Below are 17,040 nucleotides of genomic sequence, written 5' to 3'. Positions count from 1 at the left end.
CCACCATTACGATATATAGCTCTCTGACCTGCTTTTTTAAAAGGCGGGTTTTCTTAGTTAGTCATTAGTTAGAGGAATATTCTTATGGGTAGAGAATGTTGTTATGGTAAGGAGATAAAAAGGGAAGGAGCAATCCAGTTGCAAACAAATCTCTATTTCGTCAGACATGCGCATTCCACCTATACACCAGATGAATGGGGCAGACCACTATCCAATAAAGGGCAGATGGATGCGGAAAGAATTACGCAAAGGCTGAAGAAGGAAGACATCCAGCATGTCTTATCAAGTCCTTATAAAAGGGCCATGCAAACAGTGCAAGGAATCGCTGACTTGATTGGGAAAGAAGTCATACTTGATCAGGGCTTCCGGGAACGGAAATTAGCTTCAGTGCCAGTAGAGGATTTTAATAAGGCAATTAAGAAGCTTTGGGAGGAACCCTCATTCTCTTATGAAGGAGGGGAGTCCAATATTGACGCGAAGGGGCGTGGAGTGAAAGCGACGTATCGGATATTAGAAAAATATGAGGGAGAGAATGTGGTCATTGGTACCCATGGCAATATCATGGTGCTGATTATGAATTACTTTGATTCCCAATATGATGTTGATTTCTGGCGGTCTCTTGCCATGCCGGATATTTACCGAATGACGTTCGTTGGTCTTAGGCTGAAAGAAATCAACCGTATTGAATAATCATTCATTTGCTAATCTGCTAATTTGATACAATGAGGATAAGGGAGATGAAGTCAGAATATAAATAGGTGTGGAGGTGGAACCAGGATGAAGAGTGTGAAGGCAGTGAAGACGACGTATTTGATTGGCCTGCTATTTTGGTTAAGTGCAATCATTTATTTTTTTGCAGCCAATTGGGGTGGACTAAGCCATGTTTCTCAGGTGACGCTCGCTTGCTTATTGATGGTTTTGTTTTATGGGGTTGGTTATGGGTTCGCAAAATGGAGGCCGGATTTGGCTGATGTGGGGGCCTGGATATTCTGGGGAGGGTCGATTGCCTTCGGGGCAGCGGTAGCGCTTATTGGGCAGATTTATAATTCGCATGCAGATGGTTATACCTTCTTTCTACTATGGCTTATTCCATCGATTCTGCTTGCAATTGTGACGAGATTCTCCGTTTTCTTTGTACAATCATTTATTCTATTCAATATCACAATCTATACATACTTCTATCCTCTCGACAGATGGGTTGAGCGAACGAGTGGAGAGGATACAGCCATCACGATTGGCCTTTTATTAGTCAATGCGGCTATCATGTTTCTGTTTGCTTCAAGGAAGCCGATGCTGGTTGCCTATTTAGCGGCAGTCCTCGTTCAGGGATTCGCAATTGAGGTGACCACAGATTGGTCATGGCGATATCTGTATTCGGATGAGACGTTCTCTATCATCGGCATTCTTGTTTATGTCCTTATTGCATTCTTATATGCAGGTATTTATGTTCAATATCTTGTTAAAACAGAGAATAAGGTGCTCATCGTGCTTGCGTCACTTGGTGCGGCTATCCTTCTTATCAGTCATTTCTTTATGATTGCCTCTTGGATTTCTGGGCTGCTCGTGTATTTGCTCGGCATTTTACTCGGAATCGGCTTGATTGCTGGAGGATCGGTTTGGGTGGCAAGACTGGCGAGGCAATCATCAGATGAGAATCGCTGGCTTCACCAGCTTATCAAGGCTGTGTCGATTTTCTTGGCGGTCCTTTTGATAACGTCCTCCGTGTTGAGTATCTTTTATTTGCTGAATCTGTATGGGGCAGAGTGGATCTTGCTTAGTGCTCTTGTGCTCGTACCGATTGGGAGTCATCTTGAGCGCAGCCATTCCATCCTGCGCTATACGTTGATGCTGTCCGGGTTAGCAATCGCTTCCGCTGTCCTTTGGGATTTCTCCATTCCCGTATTAGCGGTGTATGTCATCCTTGTCAGCTATGTTCTATGGCGTGAGCGGGGGAGGGCCGTTTATCCATTTATGCTTATTGCCTTTCTGTACGGAGCAGGATTGACCATACTGCGATTGCTGCCAGATCTCTCTGCAGACTATATCCTGCTTATCTTAACCGTGCTCGCGCTTGGCCTTTATCTACTCTTGGAAGAACCATTCGCGAAGGGCTGGAATTTAATTGCGGCGCTCACTGTATGGTTTGTACTGACCTTCTTCTCAGAGCATACGGTCCTTTATTACTTATCGAATATCACGTATATCGGCTTTCTGCTCTATAAAACGTATAAAACAGCCGAAAGTCGTAGACACTGGCTGGAATATGCTGTGTTCGCCTTTCTGATTGCTTACTTTGGCTATAAATATTATGACCTGTTCTGGAAGCTGCTTCATAAGTCTGTGACGTTCGCTTTGGCAGGGGCTGTATTCTTCCTCGTCGCGCTCTATTTCGATAAACGCCAATTGAGAATGGATACAGGGGAATCCCGATTTATTCTGGATGGTGTACGGAAATGGGTCCCGATTGTCCTTTTACAGCTACTCATTATTGGTGCGATCATTATGCAAAAGGAAATCATTCTGCGCAATGGAACGGAGATTACCTTAGAGGTGGAACCAGTTGACCCACGCTCTTTGATGCAGGGCGATTATGTTGATTTGGCATATAATATCAGCACGTATGATGCCAATCACAATTATGGGCGTGTTTATGTTCTCCTTGAAAAAGATGAGGCTGGGATTTCTCAAATTAAAAACATTTATGATAATATGGATGAAGCAAGAGAACAATTGAGCGGCAGTAAGGAAGTGATTCTCCAGGGAGAATTGAGCGGAGACCGAATCACGTATGGCATTGAATCCTTCTTCATAGAGGAAGGAACAGGTACATGGCTGGAGGAAAATGCAGCCTATGCCAAGGTAAAGGTCGGCAGTAATGGCGATGCAATTCTGCTGGAACTTACAGGGAAATAAAGCCCCTTCGAAATTGAACGGATATGGTAATTGGCCAATGGTGGCGTTATAATGGTTATGGACTTCTATAGCGCATGAATACTTTGAATTTTATATAGGATGATGAATGAATATGAAAAAAGCAAGAATTATCTATAATCCGACATCAGGCAGGGAAGCGTTCAAGCGCTATTTACCGGAGGTGCTTGAGAAGCTTGAAAAGGCTGGTTATGAGGCCTCCTGCCATGCAACCACAGGTGAGGGCGATGCAACGAGAGCGGCTGAGATCGCGATTGAACGGAAATATGATGTTGTCATCGCAGCTGGCGGGGACGGAACGATTTATGAGGTCGTTAATGGGCTTGCCGGGCATGAATTTCGTCCGAAGCTAGGCATTATCCCAGTCGGTACAACGAACGACTTTGCACGTGCATTAAGAATCTCAACGAAATCGGTCCTTGACGCAGCAGATACAATTGCTCAAGGATTGACGATTCCAATTGATATCGGTCAAATGAATGACCGCTTTTTCATTAATATTGCCGGCGGCGGTCGTCTGACAGAATTGACGTATGAAGTGCCAAGTAAGCTGAAAACCGTGCTTGGCCAGCTCGCCTATTATTTGAAAGGAATTGAGATGCTGCCATCCTTGAAAGCTGTACCTATGCGTATTGAATACGATGGGAAGCTGTTTGAGGGAGAAGCAATGCTCTTCCTTGTGGCTAACACCAATTCTGTCGGCGGATTTGAACGACTTGCACCGGATGCTTCATTGAATGACGGGATGTTTACCCTGCTGATTCTGAAGAAGATCAATCTCGCAGATTTCGTGCGTGTCGTGACCATGGCGATTCGAGGGGATCATATCAAGGATTCATCTGTCGTGTATGCGAAGGCAAACCGAATCAAGGTCAGCTCGCCGGATAAGCTGCAGCTTAATCTGGACGGAGAATTCGGGGGCATGGCACCGGCTGAATTCGTGAACCTCTATCGTCATTTTGAGGTATTTGTACCAGAGAAGGTGCATGAAGAACAGAAAAAAACAGACCGGCACCTTTTAACCATCCAAGAATCGGAACGATTAAAGGATCTTCCAGATATTGACCAACTTCTTTAAGAAGTTGGTTTTTTAATGGATAGAATCGCATATTATCGGTCTATCCTATTTTGTGATACAATCATCATTACGTTAATAAAAAATCGAGGTTACAATGAATGACTGATAAAAAAACCGTTCCAATTCAAAAAAATGATTATATAGATGTTGTATTTGAAGACTTGACACATGAAGGGGCCGGCGTAGCAAAGGTGGACGGCTATCCCATCTTTGTCCCTCATGGTCTTCCTGGTGAGAAGGCGAAAATAAAGGTGACAAAACTCAACAAAGGCTACGGCTTCGGACGCTTGATGGAATTGTATGAGGAGAGCCCAGACCGGGTTGAGGCGCCTTGCCCGATTTATAAGCAATGCGGCGGCTGCCAGCTGCAGCACTTATCGTATGAAGGTCAGCTGAGGGCGAAGGAGAAGATGGTCCGCGAGCTGATGACCCGTATCGGAAAGCTTGAGGATGTGATTGTTCATCCAACACTCGGCATGGAAGAGCCATGGAATTACCGCAATAAGGCTCAGGTGCCTGTTGGAGAGATGGAAGGCGGTCTTGTCGCTGGATTCTATGCGAAACGCTCCCATGAGATCATCAATATGGACGAATGCCTTATCCAGTTCACTGAAAATGATGAGATGATTCGTGTCGTTAAAGGCATCTGTGAGAAATATGGCGTCAGAGCCTATAACGAAAAACAGCATAAAGGCACGCTCCGCCATATCATGGTCCGCACAGGTCAGGTGACAGGCGAAATCATGGTCGTACTGGTAACAAGAACACCTGACATCCCGAACCGCCGGAAAATCGTTGATGAATTGGTTGAGGCCATGCCAAACATCACTTCTATCATCCAGAACGTAAACACCAAAAAGACAAACGTCATCCTTGGCGACCAGACCATTACGCTATGGGGAGCGGATGTCATTGCCGATTACATCGGCGATATCAAATTCGAAATCTCACCAAGATCCTTCTATCAGGTGAACCCTTCCCAAACGAAGGTACTCTATGAAAAAACACTCGAATATGCGAACCTCTCTGGAAATGAAACCGTCATTGATGCGTATTGCGGTATCGGAACGATCTCCTTGTTCCTCGCGAAAAAGGCGAAGAAGGTATACGGAGTGGAAATCGTTCCAGAAGCAATAGAGGATGCCCGCAAAAATGCTGGGTTAAATAACATCACCAATGTGGAATTCGAGGTTGGAGAAGCAGAGACAGTCATCCCAAACTGGTACAAGCAAGGCATCACCGCCGACTGCCTCGTCGTCGACCCGCCGCGTAAAGGCTGCGACGAAAACCTTTTGAAAACCATTGCTGCTATGAAGCCTAAGAAGGTAGTCTATGTATCCTGCAATCCGGCTACATTAGCTCGTGACCTAAGGTACTTAGAGGACAATGGATATAAGACGGTTGAGGTTCAGCCGGTGGATATGTTCCCGCAGACGATGCACGTGGAAAATGTCGCTAAGCTTATATTGAAATAAGGCAGCAGCCCTTTTGGGGCGCTGCCTTTTTTATGTTTCCTGTATTGGATTTATGAACGTGTATTGAATTCGGATATGACCTTCAACTGTACAAGCAATTTTCCCAATTAGTGAGTGAAGCAGTTGAGGAGTCAACTCTTTCAGGTTTAAAGGGCTTTCGGTTGTTGGTAAAAGGGGATAGTCATGTTTGAAATCATACTTGTTTTTGCTACTTGTGTACTTGCTTATGGACGACTGGCGGAAAGATTGATTGTACTTCTTTTTTAGAAGGTTGCTTCTATGTATGCTCTGCTTGTTAGTCCCAAAAAGTAAGCCGGGATACGCCCCCTGGCTTTTTTATTTTGAATAATTATGTTGTCTTCTTACAGGTTTACTAGAGGTTTGAATTGGTTTGTAGATGGAAAAATTCGGGATGACGAATATCGGGGAGTGACCACCAACGGCAAACTCTCAAACTCTAATAAATCACCTTATTATGTCGTTTATAAAAGACAAAAATTGGAAAAATATTTAAATTATTGTAATTTTTGTGTTAAGCTAGTTTTGATAAAAATAAATATTAACGAGGTGTAGAGATGTGGGCTAAAAAATTTGTGAGTATGTGTATTTGTACGATGTTTTTGGTTTCCCCGTTAAGTGTTTATGCTGCCGATAGTATTTCATTAAAAGATGAAGTGGAATCTTTTTTGGAGAAGAAAATCAATATTGTTGATGAACTACTTTTGTTGAATGTTGGAAAGGAAATAAGCGAAGATGAATTTTTGGAACAAGTAAACCAGGTTCATATTGATTATGAAGACTATTTGATAACTTTAGAGGATGCTGTTCTATATGAAATAGAGTCTTATGATATCTTAAACGATAAATTGGGTGAGTTGGATCTTAAAGCAGAGTCTTTCTTTTCAGAAGAAGATGAAGAAATGCAAACAACAGCTAAATCCTGGAGATATGGGGATATATTGTATTACGCTGCAGGGAATAAAGTTGGGGTTGGCGAAAAATCATATACTGGTCATACAGCAGTTTTACATACCGTAGATTATCATGTCATTGAAGCATCAAAAACAGTGAAAAATGGCGCTAAAGTCTTTGTCTGGAATAGAAGCAATTTATGGAAAGGGGCAAGCGGGATTAAGCAATATAGAGTTACGACAAAATTAGGAAAGAGTGCTACTGCTGCACAACGTAAAAAGGCTGTAGAGTTTGGGAAAAAACAAGAGGGAGAACCATATAAATTAAGAACCGACATCTGGTCAACAGATGCATGGTATTGTTCTAAATTAACAAATGCTATGTGGAGTCATGCCGGATACGATCTTCGATCTTCTAGGGCATTCAAAATCGATGGTCTATTGGCGGTTATTCCGGCAGATATAGTTGCAGATGCAAATACGAGGTTAAAGAAAAAATGGGGGACAGCGCTTCCTGGGAAAATTTAGAGGGGATATATGAAGAAAATCAACGTCATCTTTTGTTTACTGGCTGTGTTTAGCTTAGCCTTCACATTTATAATATTTACTGAACAGTCAGATGAAGCCGAAAGAATAAAAGTGGAGGGAATTGAGAATTTCCAACCAATTTCTAATGAAGAAGGAAATTACTTATTATTCTATCCTGCTGATATTCGGGTTAATCAAGAGAATTTAATTATAAAAGAAGTTAATAGCACTGGTGAAATCATGCATGAATATGAAGTAATAGACAGTGATTTTAGGAGAATGATTGCTCACCAAAAGCCCAACGACCAGAACAAATTGTATGTTTCACTTTTTGGTGAAGCAACAATTGATAATTATTATTACACCTATGACATAAGTAAGAAGCAATTTGAAAAGATTAATCTATCGTACTTTGATATTGATGTAGGTGTGGACCATATAATGCATTATGGGAATGATATACTATTCCAAACCTTGGTCTCTTACAAAACTGGAGAACAGAATTTAACTGAATCTGGTGAGTTTAACGTATCTATTTCTAATTATACCAATCAAATGAGTTTTGAAACTGAATATGGTCATGTCCCTAAATGGACGCCAATTTTAGAATTCGGTGATAAAATTGTTTATGGAACAAGTGGACAACTGAATGAAAAAGGCAAGTACGAGAATTTTGGAATTGGTGTTCTCTCCATGGAACAACAAACTATTGAGTATAAGACGCCAAAAAAAAATGAAGATCTATCACCGATATATTCAACGGAAAAGAACCTATATATTTTAGATTCACAAGGTAAGATGTATGTATATGATAAAAATTTCAATTATAAAACATATGAGCCATTCTTAAATATCTCTGCAGATTATTATTATAGTGATGATTCGCCTCCTTTGTTTATTGATGAGAACAGAGCGTTAATTTCTATTAGTGATAATGAAACAGGACCTATAATTGGCATGTTGTCATTGGAGCCTACACCCAAATTTAAAAAGCTGGACAAAAATTATATTCAATCAAATAGTATCTACCGCTTTTTATATCAAAATATAAATGAAGAAGAAATATATGTAGTTAAGTCATCTGAAAAGAAAGAAAGCCTATTGGTTTTGGATAACAAAAGTTTCGATTTGATTACAGAGATACCAATAGAAGATGCTCATTTACTTGACTTTGTTGTAAAGAACTAAATAAATCATAATCACTGTAAAAGCAATGAATCTGAGGTACATCGCTTTGTTTTTTAGGGAAGGAGTCTGCTAACAAAAAGCTAACTTTTTTAAAGAGCGCTAATAAATTACTTTAAATTGGAGTTAGGGATGTGACTCTTGAAGTAAACAAAGTGGTGGCTTATATCTATTTCGATATAGTGAAACCTATTACAGTTTGAAACTATCTGGGCGACATGTTATAAAAAATCTAAGTAGTTGCATGATAATTAATTCATAGAAACTCACCATCACCTCATGTGTTGTCAATTACACTCCACGCATGTGGAGTGTGTCGCGAAGCTTATATTGAAATAAGGCAGTCAGCCCTCTAAAGGGGGCACTGCTTTTTTACGTTTCTTGCAACGGATTCACGAAGTCAATACTTAATCCGAATTTCTCCACCAGTGTTACAAGTGATTTTTTCTATTTAACGTGTAGGAACTGTGGAGATAAGTAATAGAAATGCCCTCGTGGTTTTTAAAATCTTATCTTTCATAAAAGAGTTTCATAGAAATCATTAATCAATAGAGTTTAAGTATTACTTCCTTTCTACTTGTCTATACTGATAAAAATAGATTAGGAGAGTAATAGGATGATACTATCTGAAGCGTGGGATTTATATAAAGCTGATAAACAAATCCAAGGATATTCATCTCAGACCTTAAAAGCCTATAATATTCAATTGAATTTGTTAATCCGGAATCTTGGTGATCGATCCCTTGATGAAATAACCACTGATTCATTAAAGCTGTATCTCGGGAATGTTGCTAATCAATTAAAGGCTGCTAGCCTGAGTCATAGGATACGTTTTATAAAATCGCTGTTTAGATGGGCCCAAGATGAAAATGTCCTGAATGGTAACCCAGCCGCAAAAATTAAGGAACCGAAACTAGATATCCGCATACCAAAGTTTTTAACTGAAGTAGAAATTGAGCATTTAAGAGAAGCTTGTCATACAACATTAGAAAATGCATTGTTCGAGTTTATGTATTCAACCGGTTGTCGAATTGGGGAAGCCGTTAATTTGAATCGACAATCCATTGATTTTTCTAATCAGTCCGTAATTGTCTTAGGTAAGGGAAATAAAGAAAGAGAAGTTTACTTTAATACTAGGTGTGATATCTGGTTGAAGAGGTACCTGGATGAGAGAACAGATGATCAAGAAGCTTTATTTGTAACCGTACGTGCTCCCCATCGGATGAGCATATCCCAAATGAGGTATATTATAAAACAGATATCGAAAAAATCCGGCATCAATAAAAGTATTCACCCTCATCAGTTGAGGCATAGTTATGCCACTACTTTATTGAATAATGGGGCTCCTTTAGAAGTCATTCAAAACTTGATGGGACACGAGAAAAGCGAAACAACTAAAATGTACGCTTATTTAAGTGGTACACTGCGACGTGAACTATATAAAAAATTTTTTTGATACGAGGAAGGTTGTCGGATATCGACAACCTTTTGCTTTCTTACAAACAGGAAAAAGAACTATAGTTGTCTTTTTAGCAGAGTGTATGATTGACTAAGGGATTCTCTCTAGAGAAAGCTTGCTTATTTTATATGATATTTCTTTATTAGTTTCTTTGCTTCCTCAATACCATCATCAGTTAGATAAACAGATTTTGAACGCTTACTATCAAGAATGAGATTGTTTTTCGATAATTCATTTAGGGATTCAAAGGGGTATCCCTTCCAGCTTCTTTGAGCTTCACCTAATCCATAATCATCTTTAAAAGAAGTTAAATACAACAATAATAGAGTTAATTCATCAATTTGATCTTTCATATAATTGATTCCTCTCTTTTTTTAGAGTTAACCAAAGCTTACTTTTATTTTATATAAAAGAAACGGAGCAGATTAGTTGAACAGGAAACTGTATTTTTATGTTAGAGTGTCACTGCCGGAGTTAAAATACTCAATAACACCGATTTAAAATTCCTCACTAATCACGGATAATCGACGTATCACTACAAAAGAGAGGGATCGTCGATGTTGAAAATGGGGGATTTTATAATGATTCGAGAACTTTATCAAAAAGGATGGACATTATCAGCTATTTCAGAGGAAACAGGATTCGACCGAAAAACCATTCGAAAATATATTCATTCTGAAGAAACACCTTCTTCAAAATCGAGAATGAAACGGAAAAGCAAGTTAGATCCCTATAAGGCGTATCTCTTACAAAGAATTCAGGAAGGAACCACAAATTGCGTGGTCTTGCTTGAAGAAATTACAGCAATGGGGTATGAGGGGAAGAGTACAATTTTACGAGATTTTGTGCAGCCCTTCCGGGCACAACCAAAGAAACAGGCCACTAGGCGATTTGAGACACCTCCTGGGAAGCAAGCTCAAATGGATTGGGCGGAAGTCGGTGAAGTAGTGATGGATGGTCATCCACAAAAGGTTTATGCCTTTCTCATGATTCTGGGGTATTCCAGGATGAAGTATATTGAGTTTACGACAGATATGAAGCTCGAAACATTGATGAAATGTCACATGAATGCCTTCTCCTATTTTAACGGCATTCCGAATCAGATTCTCTATGATAATATGAAAACCGTCGTGACAAAGCACAGTCCAACAGAGATTCGTTTTAATCGTACGTTTGAAGATTTTTTAGCCTACTATGGGGTCGTCCCGAAAGCTTGTAAACCCTACCGCCCACAGACGAAAGGAAAAGTAGAAAGAACGGTGGATTACCTAAAGAAAAATTTCTTTCAACGAAAACATGAACCTACGCTGGAAGCATGGAATCATGACATACAGATATGGTTGGACAAAACAGCTAATAAAAAGAAAAATGAAACGACACAAGAACCGCCGGTTCAGCGTTGGCAAACGGAACAGCCACAGCTTCAAGCCTGGGGAATAAAGCCGTTATTCCCAACAAGCCATTGGGAAGTGCGGGAGGTAAGCAGAGATTGCTTTGTCTCTTACTTAGGAAAGAAATACTCTGTCCCTTTTCGGTATGCCGGTCAGAAAGTTAAGTTGAAAGTGACATTGGACAAACAGTTGGAAATATACGATGCACAAGACCGCATTGCCCAACATCCCATTATGACAGGAAAAGCACATATGCATATTCAGTTGGAGCACTATGAGAAGTCAGAAGAACAACAAAAAGAGCAGAAACAACAGAACTCCCCTGGTTTGCCGACCCCGGATTTCTGTCCTTCTACTCCACAGGTGGAAGCTCGATCTCTAGCCACCTACGCCGCACTCGAGGGGAATGAATCAGAATGAAATCCAGCCTTGAAGAACGACTCATCCAGTTGGGCTGGCATGACACAGCCAGTCAATTGGATGATCTGGTAGAGAATGCTTCTACCCATAATGTATCATATTTTGATTTTCTGCACACGGTTGTTTTACAGGAATGGGAACGTCGAGAATCAGCTAAATTAGAAAATCGAATCAAGCGCGCCAAACTTCCTTATACCAAAACCATTCATGACTTTGATTTTACGTTTCAGCCAAGCATCAATGAGCAACGTGTAAAGGAAACCCTTACCTGCCGGTTTATTGCCAATGGAGAGAATCGTCTTCTTTTAGGGCCACCTGGTGTAGGGAAAACCCATCTCGCCCTCTCTTTTGCCTTAGAAGCTCTGGCAAAGGGACATACCGCCTTGTTTTTGACGGCTGACCAAATGGTGGCAGAATGCCGTAAGGCAGAAACAAAAGGAAGCATTCCTAAATTGGCACAAAAATGGAGCCGTCCAGATTTATTGATTATTGATGAGGTGGGATACTTTCCTTTTGACGAGTTGACGGCAAATGTCTTTTTTCAAGTGGTATCCAAGCGATATGAACATGGAGCGATGATTTTGACCTCGAACAAATCATATATAGAATGGGGCAAAGTGTTTGGGGATGATGTCTTAGCGACTGCCATCTTAGATCGACTCCTTCATCATGCGGTTACCTTCAATATCAAAGGAGATTCGTATCGTTTGAAGGAAAAGAAAAAGGCTGGGATTTATCCAGCAGCGTTATCGAAGTAACGGCATCAGTGGGGAATTTTATTCCGGTGATAGTGGGGAAAACTAAAACGGTATTGACATTAGAGTATTAATCGGGATGTATTTTTTTGAAAACTCATTCTATTTATTTATCCTTATTGTTATAATGCATTTGATTACTCTTGTAAATATAGTTTTATTTGAAGGAGAATGGAATGGAGTAGCCATACTTCTTTCTAATATTCTGTTTCTAATTGCCTGTGTTTATTTTGGAATAGAACGTCGTGCAAATAAAACAAAGTGACCTTACGAGCATTAGGTCACTTTGTTTTGTTATAAAAAGAATTAGATACTGTTAATGTATGCTTTTACTGTTGTTCTTCCACTAACGGGCAGTTTAGCGGAAGAAGGATTTAGTATACTTTAAAAAATATATATAAGAATCTTTATATTTAGGAGAGCTAATTATATGGGGGTCAAAATGATGAATAAACTTATATTAGGAATAATGATGACTGTATCTATATTCTATTTATCGGGTTGTTTTGATTCTGAAACTAAAACCTCCGTTAAGAAACATCCAGATGCAAAAGAGGTATTAAGTCTGAATGAAAATGCAAATATTCTCCAATGGGAAGGATTAATATATGAGACTGATATTGAATGGGTAAATGAATTAGAACTTATCAAAAAAGAGTCGGTTGGCGAGATTACTGAATTATTTACAAACGGAGACGCTAAATTATTTAAAGACGGTATGGCAAACAAATTACCAATAGGAGCAAAAATTTATTCAACAAACATAAATGGCATTTTAATTGTTGAATACAACGGCGAAGAAAAGTATTATTTAGCTTTAGTCGAAGGGTAATAGGCCATCTCATAAGGAAAATCATATTTGTGAAATTATGTACTTAAACTATCGGGCAGTTTAGCGGAAGAAAGATTAATGGCCTTTTTGTTGAACTATTCAAGTAGTAACGCAACAGATTTTAGAACATTTAAACAGCTATTCTTAGTGGATTTGAAGGATGGTTTTCATTATATAGCTAACTTAAATAGTTTACTGGAGGCAAAAGTATGACGGGGACGGAGTTTTATGCTTATCACATTGTTACTAATAAAGAAATGAATATCGGACAGATCATTAACTTTGATAGGAACCAAAAAAATACCTTATATCGTTTCTTTTTTGAAAGAGAAATATTTAATTCTAAAGACGAAGACATTATCCAAATTTTATACAGTCATTTCTCAAATGATGGACTGCACTTGAATAAAGAGGATGCCAAGATAGTTGCAGATTATACGGATCAAACAATTAGAGCTATCAGAGAAGTGATAACAGAGCTGGTTAGGGTGCAAGAATATCCTGATTATCCGTCAAGATTATCTTGCTTATACGCAGCGAAAAGCTATGAAGAAGCTCTGAAGTGGAAAGAATTATTTGATACTTACAATCGAAAAGTTATTCAGATTGTAAAACTACGAGTAATAGGAAATTATTTTGAGGGTGATGGAGACCTTTTGCCAAAAGCAGATGGAGTTTCTTTTTCTAGAAAAATTGAACAAGCCAAAGAATATTGGAAAGGTAATGTAAAAAATGAGCTTCCTGAACTACTGATTAACGGAAAAATTGAAGTTGTGGAAATTATACACGACTACGTAATTGAGTAGATATAGCAAGAGAAATTTGGGGGGATTTTCTCTCAAATCAAAGCTGTCAAATTGATGGTCTTTTCTTTTACCGCTAAAGGGGCAGTTTAGTTGAATAAGGATTACCAAGTTATTATGCGAATTGATATGTAGGGGGGATTTTATTATGAATACATTTGTTTATATGGTAAGGCACGCTGAATCACCTAAAGAAGGAAATGAAAGAACAAGAGGGTTGACTGAAAAAGGTAATTCAGATGTCAAACGAGTGACTGACATTTTGAAAGAAGAAGAAATTAATATTGTTGTTTCAAGTCCATATATACGCTCAATTTCAACTGTAGAACCACTAGCTCGACATATAGGAGAGGAAGTTTTAATTTTTGAAGATTTAAAAGAGAGGAAATTCTACTCGGAAAACAACCGGGTATCAGATAAAGAACTGTTTCCACTTTTAGAAAAGTCATTTTCCGAATCCAATTTCGCTTTAGTTGGAGGAGAGTCAAATGATGATTGCCAAAATAGAGCTATAAAAGTCCTAAATGAATTATTAGAAACTTTTAGAGGTGAAAAAATGGTGATAGGTACTCACGGAATTGTTATGACCCTAATGATGAGATATTTCGATAGCACCTATAACTTGGATTTTTTACATAGCACCTCAAAACCTGATATTTATAGAATGGAATTCAATGAACAAAAATTAGTGAATGTACAAAGACTATGGGTGTAAATATGGACGATAACAGATGAAAATAAACTGAGACAATGTTCCAAAAGGGATTTTTGCCCTTTTATATTGAACGTCTTATTGTAGTAAAGGGCAGTTTAGCGGAAGAAGGATTTAAAAGAGGATTGAAGAATATTTTAACGAGGGTTAAAGTCCTTATCTAAGCAATGATAAAGAGCAAAGGGGCGGAGTATATGAGTTTGTATTCCCAAATCTATTCTAGTGTGTTTAAAAGAAACTTTATGTTAGTCATAATGGCATCATTTTTATTAGTTATCACCTTCTTTTTATGGGCAGGAGTTCCAGTCTTTATAATCGGAAGTTTTGTATCGGAATTAACTTCTAATTTGGCAATAATTCATTTTAGCATTTCAATTTCAGGTGGTTTTCTATTTTCTTTATATTTTGTTCCAATTAACCTAAAAGTCGCCGAGCATATTGCTAGTATAAAAAATCATAATGTAATGATTTATTTTATAGGTATAGAAATTATATGGGTTTTAGTTTGTTCATTGATTTTTACAATAATTTTTAATATTGCTACTCAACTTTAGGGGTATTTATCCAAGAATGATTAATGCCTTTTTGAGATGAATTTCTTATAGAAGAAACGGGCAGGTTTGTTCAAGAAGGTTATAGGTGATTTCAATCACTATGTTTATATAAAAGATTATTCTCTGAAGAATTATTCTTCAGAGAATAATCCTGAGCATTAATTTAGGAAGGACTAATGCCTTTTTGTGTTGAATTTCTTATTGTACAAAAGGGCAAATAGTTGAAGAAGGAGAATCGAATATACATCTAGAATAAACTGAGATAAGATTACTATATTTTATGCTTTTGGAGGTTTAATAATAAAATGGTTTATAGATGGGTTGTTTTACTCCTTGTTTTTTTAATGTTAGTCGGATGTAGTAAGGTGCTGGAAACTGATATTCAAAAATCAATTTCACCTTCACAAGCAAAAGAATTGGTTATAAAGAAGCATCATAAAGATACTATTATCATAACTAATGTTGAGATAGTTGATAATGAGTACATTATCAACTGGAAAAATACTGATCCAAAAAGTAAGCGTCCTTCAGGTTCAGATAGAGTGACAGAGGAAGGAGTGGAAACAGTTACAAAAGTGACAGTTGTTAATTGATGGTATTGATCGGTGTTAATCCAAGAAGGATTAATGCCTTTTTGTGTTGAACTTCTTATTGTAGAAACGGGCAGGTTAGTTGAATAAGAAATAGACTTTTGGTTAAATGTGGTATAAAATTACCTTAGAGGGAACATATGTTCTTTTGGTGATATTAAATAAACTATAAAATTTAAGATTGGAGTGTTATTAATGCAAACAAAAAAAGTTTTTCTATATGTATTTAATACAATGTCGGACTGGGAATATGGATATTTAATTGCTGAACTAAACTCAGGAAGATATTTTAAAAAAGATTTATTACCTTTAAAAGTAATTACAGTAGGAGCTAATAAAGAAATGATTACTACTATGGGAGGACTGAGTATAAAACCAGATATTTCTCTTGATGAATGTACTCTTGAGAGTAAAGATCTATTAATTTTACCAGGAGGGACTACTTGGAATGAAGAAATTCATCAACCTATCTTGGAAAGGGTTGGCCAAGCTTTAAAGATTGGCACTATTGTTGCTGCAATTTGTGGTGCAATTGAGGCACTTGCGAATATGGGATACTTAGATACTAGAAAGCATACAAGTAATAATTTAGAATATACTAAAATGGTATGTCCTCACTATAAAGGAGAGAAGTTATATGAGGTGGGATCTGTGGTATCTGATGCGAATTTAGTTACTGCATCAGGAATAGCTCCACTGGAATTTGCGATGGAGGTACTGAAAAAATTAGATGTATTTGCACCAGTAACATTAAATTCTTGGTATAGCCTAAATAAGACTCATAAACCTGAATACTTCTTCCAGTTAATGAACTCAATGAATAAATGAGTTAAAATCAAATGGCAATTTTATTTTCAAAATAATCTCCATACTCTGTACGATGTCAAAGTATAATTTTAATACATAATCAAAGTTTTTAGATAAGTAACAGAGGTTGTTGCTATTTGAACCTGTCAGGGTGTTGATCCAAGAAGGATTAATGCCTTTTTTGTTGAATTTCTTATTGTAGAAACGGGGCAGTGCGACAAGTTTCGTTATAAGCACTATAGTGCGAAGGACGAGGAATTTCTACAGAACTTCTAACTTTATAACCGAGGATAGGAATGACAAAACCACGTATTTTGAAACTATCCCATTGATACTCCTGCATGCGTCATAATAGACAGATTATGGGGTGTGAAGCTCAGGTGAAGTCGGCAGAACAAAGGCTAAAGCCGTTCCTTTCAGGATAAAGGTATGCCAATGGATATGCCGGATGGCTGAAAAACTAAATAAGGTGAGAATTTTCTTACACAAAGAACGGACGAACTTCCGAATGTACAGGTCTAGAGTTTCGAACAATAGGAAACTATTGTACCACCCTTACGGTGGTGTGAGTGATGTGGAGTAAAAATTGCCCCTCTGAAACACGTTATA

Annotated in this window: 15 protein-coding genes; 14 read left to right on the top strand and 1 reads right to left on the bottom strand. The window is 38.2% G+C overall.

Annotated elements, in window-relative coordinates; genetic code table 11:
- Nucleotides 1-138: 138 nt before the first annotated feature.
- The 7 genes from AC622_RS18085 (at nucleotide 139) to AC622_RS18055 (ending at nucleotide 9,564) form a co-directional block, all read left to right on the top strand.
- A complete protein-coding gene (locus AC622_RS18085; protein WP_049673067.1) occupies nucleotides 139-690 on the top strand; it encodes a histidine phosphatase family protein in 552 nt (183 codons plus the stop codon).
- Between the two features lie 87 nt (nucleotides 691-777).
- Nucleotides 778-2,913, top strand: coding sequence for a GDYXXLXY domain-containing protein (locus AC622_RS18080; RefSeq protein WP_049672320.1), 2,136 nt, complete (start codon nucleotides 778-780; stop codon nucleotides 2,911-2,913).
- Between the two features lie 112 nt (nucleotides 2,914-3,025).
- Nucleotides 3,026-4,009 (top strand): diacylglycerol kinase, encoded by a 984-nt coding sequence (locus AC622_RS18075; protein ID WP_049672319.1) that lies wholly within the window; start codon nucleotides 3,026-3,028, stop codon nucleotides 4,007-4,009.
- Between the two features lie 98 nt (nucleotides 4,010-4,107).
- A complete protein-coding gene (gene rlmD / locus AC622_RS18070) occupies nucleotides 4,108-5,484 on the top strand; it encodes a 23S rRNA (uracil(1939)-C(5))-methyltransferase RlmD (protein ID WP_049672318.1) in 1,377 nt (458 codons plus the stop codon).
- 575 nt (nucleotides 5,485-6,059) lie between these two features.
- Nucleotides 6,060-6,923: a YiiX/YebB-like N1pC/P60 family cysteine hydrolase gene (locus AC622_RS18065; RefSeq protein WP_049672317.1), complete on the top strand. Its 864-nt coding sequence runs from the start codon at nucleotides 6,060-6,062 to the stop codon at nucleotides 6,921-6,923.
- A 9-nt stretch (nucleotides 6,924-6,932) separates the two neighbouring features.
- A complete protein-coding gene (locus AC622_RS18060) occupies nucleotides 6,933-8,111 on the top strand; it encodes a hypothetical protein (RefSeq protein ID WP_049672316.1) in 1,179 nt (392 codons plus the stop codon).
- Between the two features lie 613 nt (nucleotides 8,112-8,724).
- The gene (locus AC622_RS18055; RefSeq protein WP_049672315.1) at nucleotides 8,725-9,564 is read left to right on the top strand and encodes a tyrosine-type recombinase/integrase; all 840 of its coding nucleotides are present in this window, start codon (nucleotides 8,725-8,727) and stop codon (nucleotides 9,562-9,564) included.
- 122 nt (nucleotides 9,565-9,686) lie between these two features.
- On the opposite strand, the gene AC622_RS18050 is transcribed toward AC622_RS18055, so the two are convergent.
- Complete coding sequence (locus AC622_RS18050) at nucleotides 9,687-9,920, bottom strand: DUF6429 family protein (protein ID WP_049672314.1); 234 nt, start codon at nucleotides 9,918-9,920, stop codon at nucleotides 9,687-9,689.
- A gap of 204 nt (nucleotides 9,921-10,124) precedes the next feature.
- Between AC622_RS18050 and istA the strand changes: the two genes are divergently transcribed.
- From istA to AC622_RS18005, 7 genes are all read left to right on the top strand, one after another.
- Complete coding sequence (gene istA, locus AC622_RS18045) at nucleotides 10,125-11,378, top strand: IS21 family transposase (RefSeq protein ID WP_049669382.1); 1,254 nt, start codon at nucleotides 10,125-10,127, stop codon at nucleotides 11,376-11,378.
- Nucleotides 11,375-12,136, top strand: a complete 762-nt coding sequence (istB, locus tag AC622_RS18040; protein ID WP_049669381.1) for an IS21-like element helper ATPase IstB — start codon at nucleotides 11,375-11,377, stop codon at nucleotides 12,134-12,136. The genes istA and istB overlap by 4 nt, the downstream gene beginning before the upstream one ends.
- 427 nt (nucleotides 12,137-12,563) lie before the next feature.
- Complete coding sequence (locus tag AC622_RS18030) at nucleotides 12,564-12,965, top strand: hypothetical protein (RefSeq protein WP_049672312.1); 402 nt, start codon at nucleotides 12,564-12,566, stop codon at nucleotides 12,963-12,965.
- Between the two features lie 209 nt (nucleotides 12,966-13,174).
- On the top strand, nucleotides 13,175-13,771 hold the full coding sequence (locus tag AC622_RS18025) for a DUF2441 domain-containing protein (RefSeq protein ID WP_049672311.1): 597 nt from the start codon (nucleotides 13,175-13,177) through the stop codon (nucleotides 13,769-13,771).
- A gap of 145 nt (nucleotides 13,772-13,916) precedes the next feature.
- Nucleotides 13,917-14,483 carry a histidine phosphatase family protein gene (locus tag AC622_RS18020; protein WP_049672310.1) on the top strand — a complete coding sequence of 189 codons (567 nt, stop codon included), beginning with the start codon at nucleotides 13,917-13,919 and terminating at the stop codon, nucleotides 14,481-14,483.
- A gap of 856 nt (nucleotides 14,484-15,339) precedes the next feature.
- On the top strand, nucleotides 15,340-15,627 hold the full coding sequence (locus tag AC622_RS18010) for a hypothetical protein (protein WP_049672308.1): 288 nt from the start codon (nucleotides 15,340-15,342) through the stop codon (nucleotides 15,625-15,627).
- A 192-nt stretch (nucleotides 15,628-15,819) separates the two neighbouring features.
- Nucleotides 15,820-16,452, top strand: a complete 633-nt coding sequence (locus tag AC622_RS18005) for a type 1 glutamine amidotransferase family protein (RefSeq protein WP_049672307.1) — start codon at nucleotides 15,820-15,822, stop codon at nucleotides 16,450-16,452.
- Nucleotides 16,453-17,040: the final 588 nt, after the last annotated feature.

The sequence above is a fragment of the Bacillus sp. FJAT-27916 genome, from assembly GCF_001183965.1.
Taxonomy (GTDB): Bacteria; Bacillota; Bacilli; order Bacillales; family Pradoshiaceae; genus Pradoshia.
Note: the sequence above shows the minus strand (reverse complement) of the source record. Positions and strands in the feature narration are given on the sequence as shown.

Bases quoted from the DNA above. Each gene is read 5' to 3' on its own strand.
- AC622_RS18080 (WP_049672320.1), top strand. From the start codon at position 778: ATGAAGAGTGTGAAGGCAGTGAAGACGACGTATTTGATTGGCCTGCTA.
- AC622_RS18075 (WP_049672319.1), top strand. From the start codon at position 3,026: ATGAAAAAAGCAAGAATTATCTATAATCCGACATCAGGCAGGGAAGCG.
- rlmD (WP_049672318.1), top strand. From the start codon at position 4,108: ATGACTGATAAAAAAACCGTTCCAATTCAAAAAAATGATTATATAGAT.
- AC622_RS18065 (WP_049672317.1), top strand. From the start codon at position 6,060: ATGTGGGCTAAAAAATTTGTGAGTATGTGTATTTGTACGATGTTTTTG.
- AC622_RS18060 (WP_049672316.1), top strand. From the start codon at position 6,933: ATGAAGAAAATCAACGTCATCTTTTGTTTACTGGCTGTGTTTAGCTTA.
- AC622_RS18055 (WP_049672315.1), top strand. From the start codon at position 8,725: ATGATACTATCTGAAGCGTGGGATTTATATAAAGCTGATAAACAAATC.
- AC622_RS18050 (WP_049672314.1), bottom strand. From the start codon at position 9,920: ATGAAAGATCAAATTGATGAATTAACTCTATTATTGTTGTATTTAACT.
- istA (WP_049669382.1), top strand. From the start codon at position 10,125: ATGTTGAAAATGGGGGATTTTATAATGATTCGAGAACTTTATCAAAAA.
- istB (WP_049669381.1), top strand. From the start codon at position 11,375: ATGAAATCCAGCCTTGAAGAACGACTCATCCAGTTGGGCTGGCATGAC.
- AC622_RS18030 (WP_049672312.1), top strand. From the start codon at position 12,564: ATGGGGGTCAAAATGATGAATAAACTTATATTAGGAATAATGATGACT.
- AC622_RS18025 (WP_049672311.1), top strand. From the start codon at position 13,175: ATGACGGGGACGGAGTTTTATGCTTATCACATTGTTACTAATAAAGAA.
- AC622_RS18020 (WP_049672310.1), top strand. From the start codon at position 13,917: ATGAATACATTTGTTTATATGGTAAGGCACGCTGAATCACCTAAAGAA.
- AC622_RS18010 (WP_049672308.1), top strand. From the start codon at position 15,340: ATGGTTTATAGATGGGTTGTTTTACTCCTTGTTTTTTTAATGTTAGTC.
- AC622_RS18005 (WP_049672307.1), top strand. From the start codon at position 15,820: ATGCAAACAAAAAAAGTTTTTCTATATGTATTTAATACAATGTCGGAC.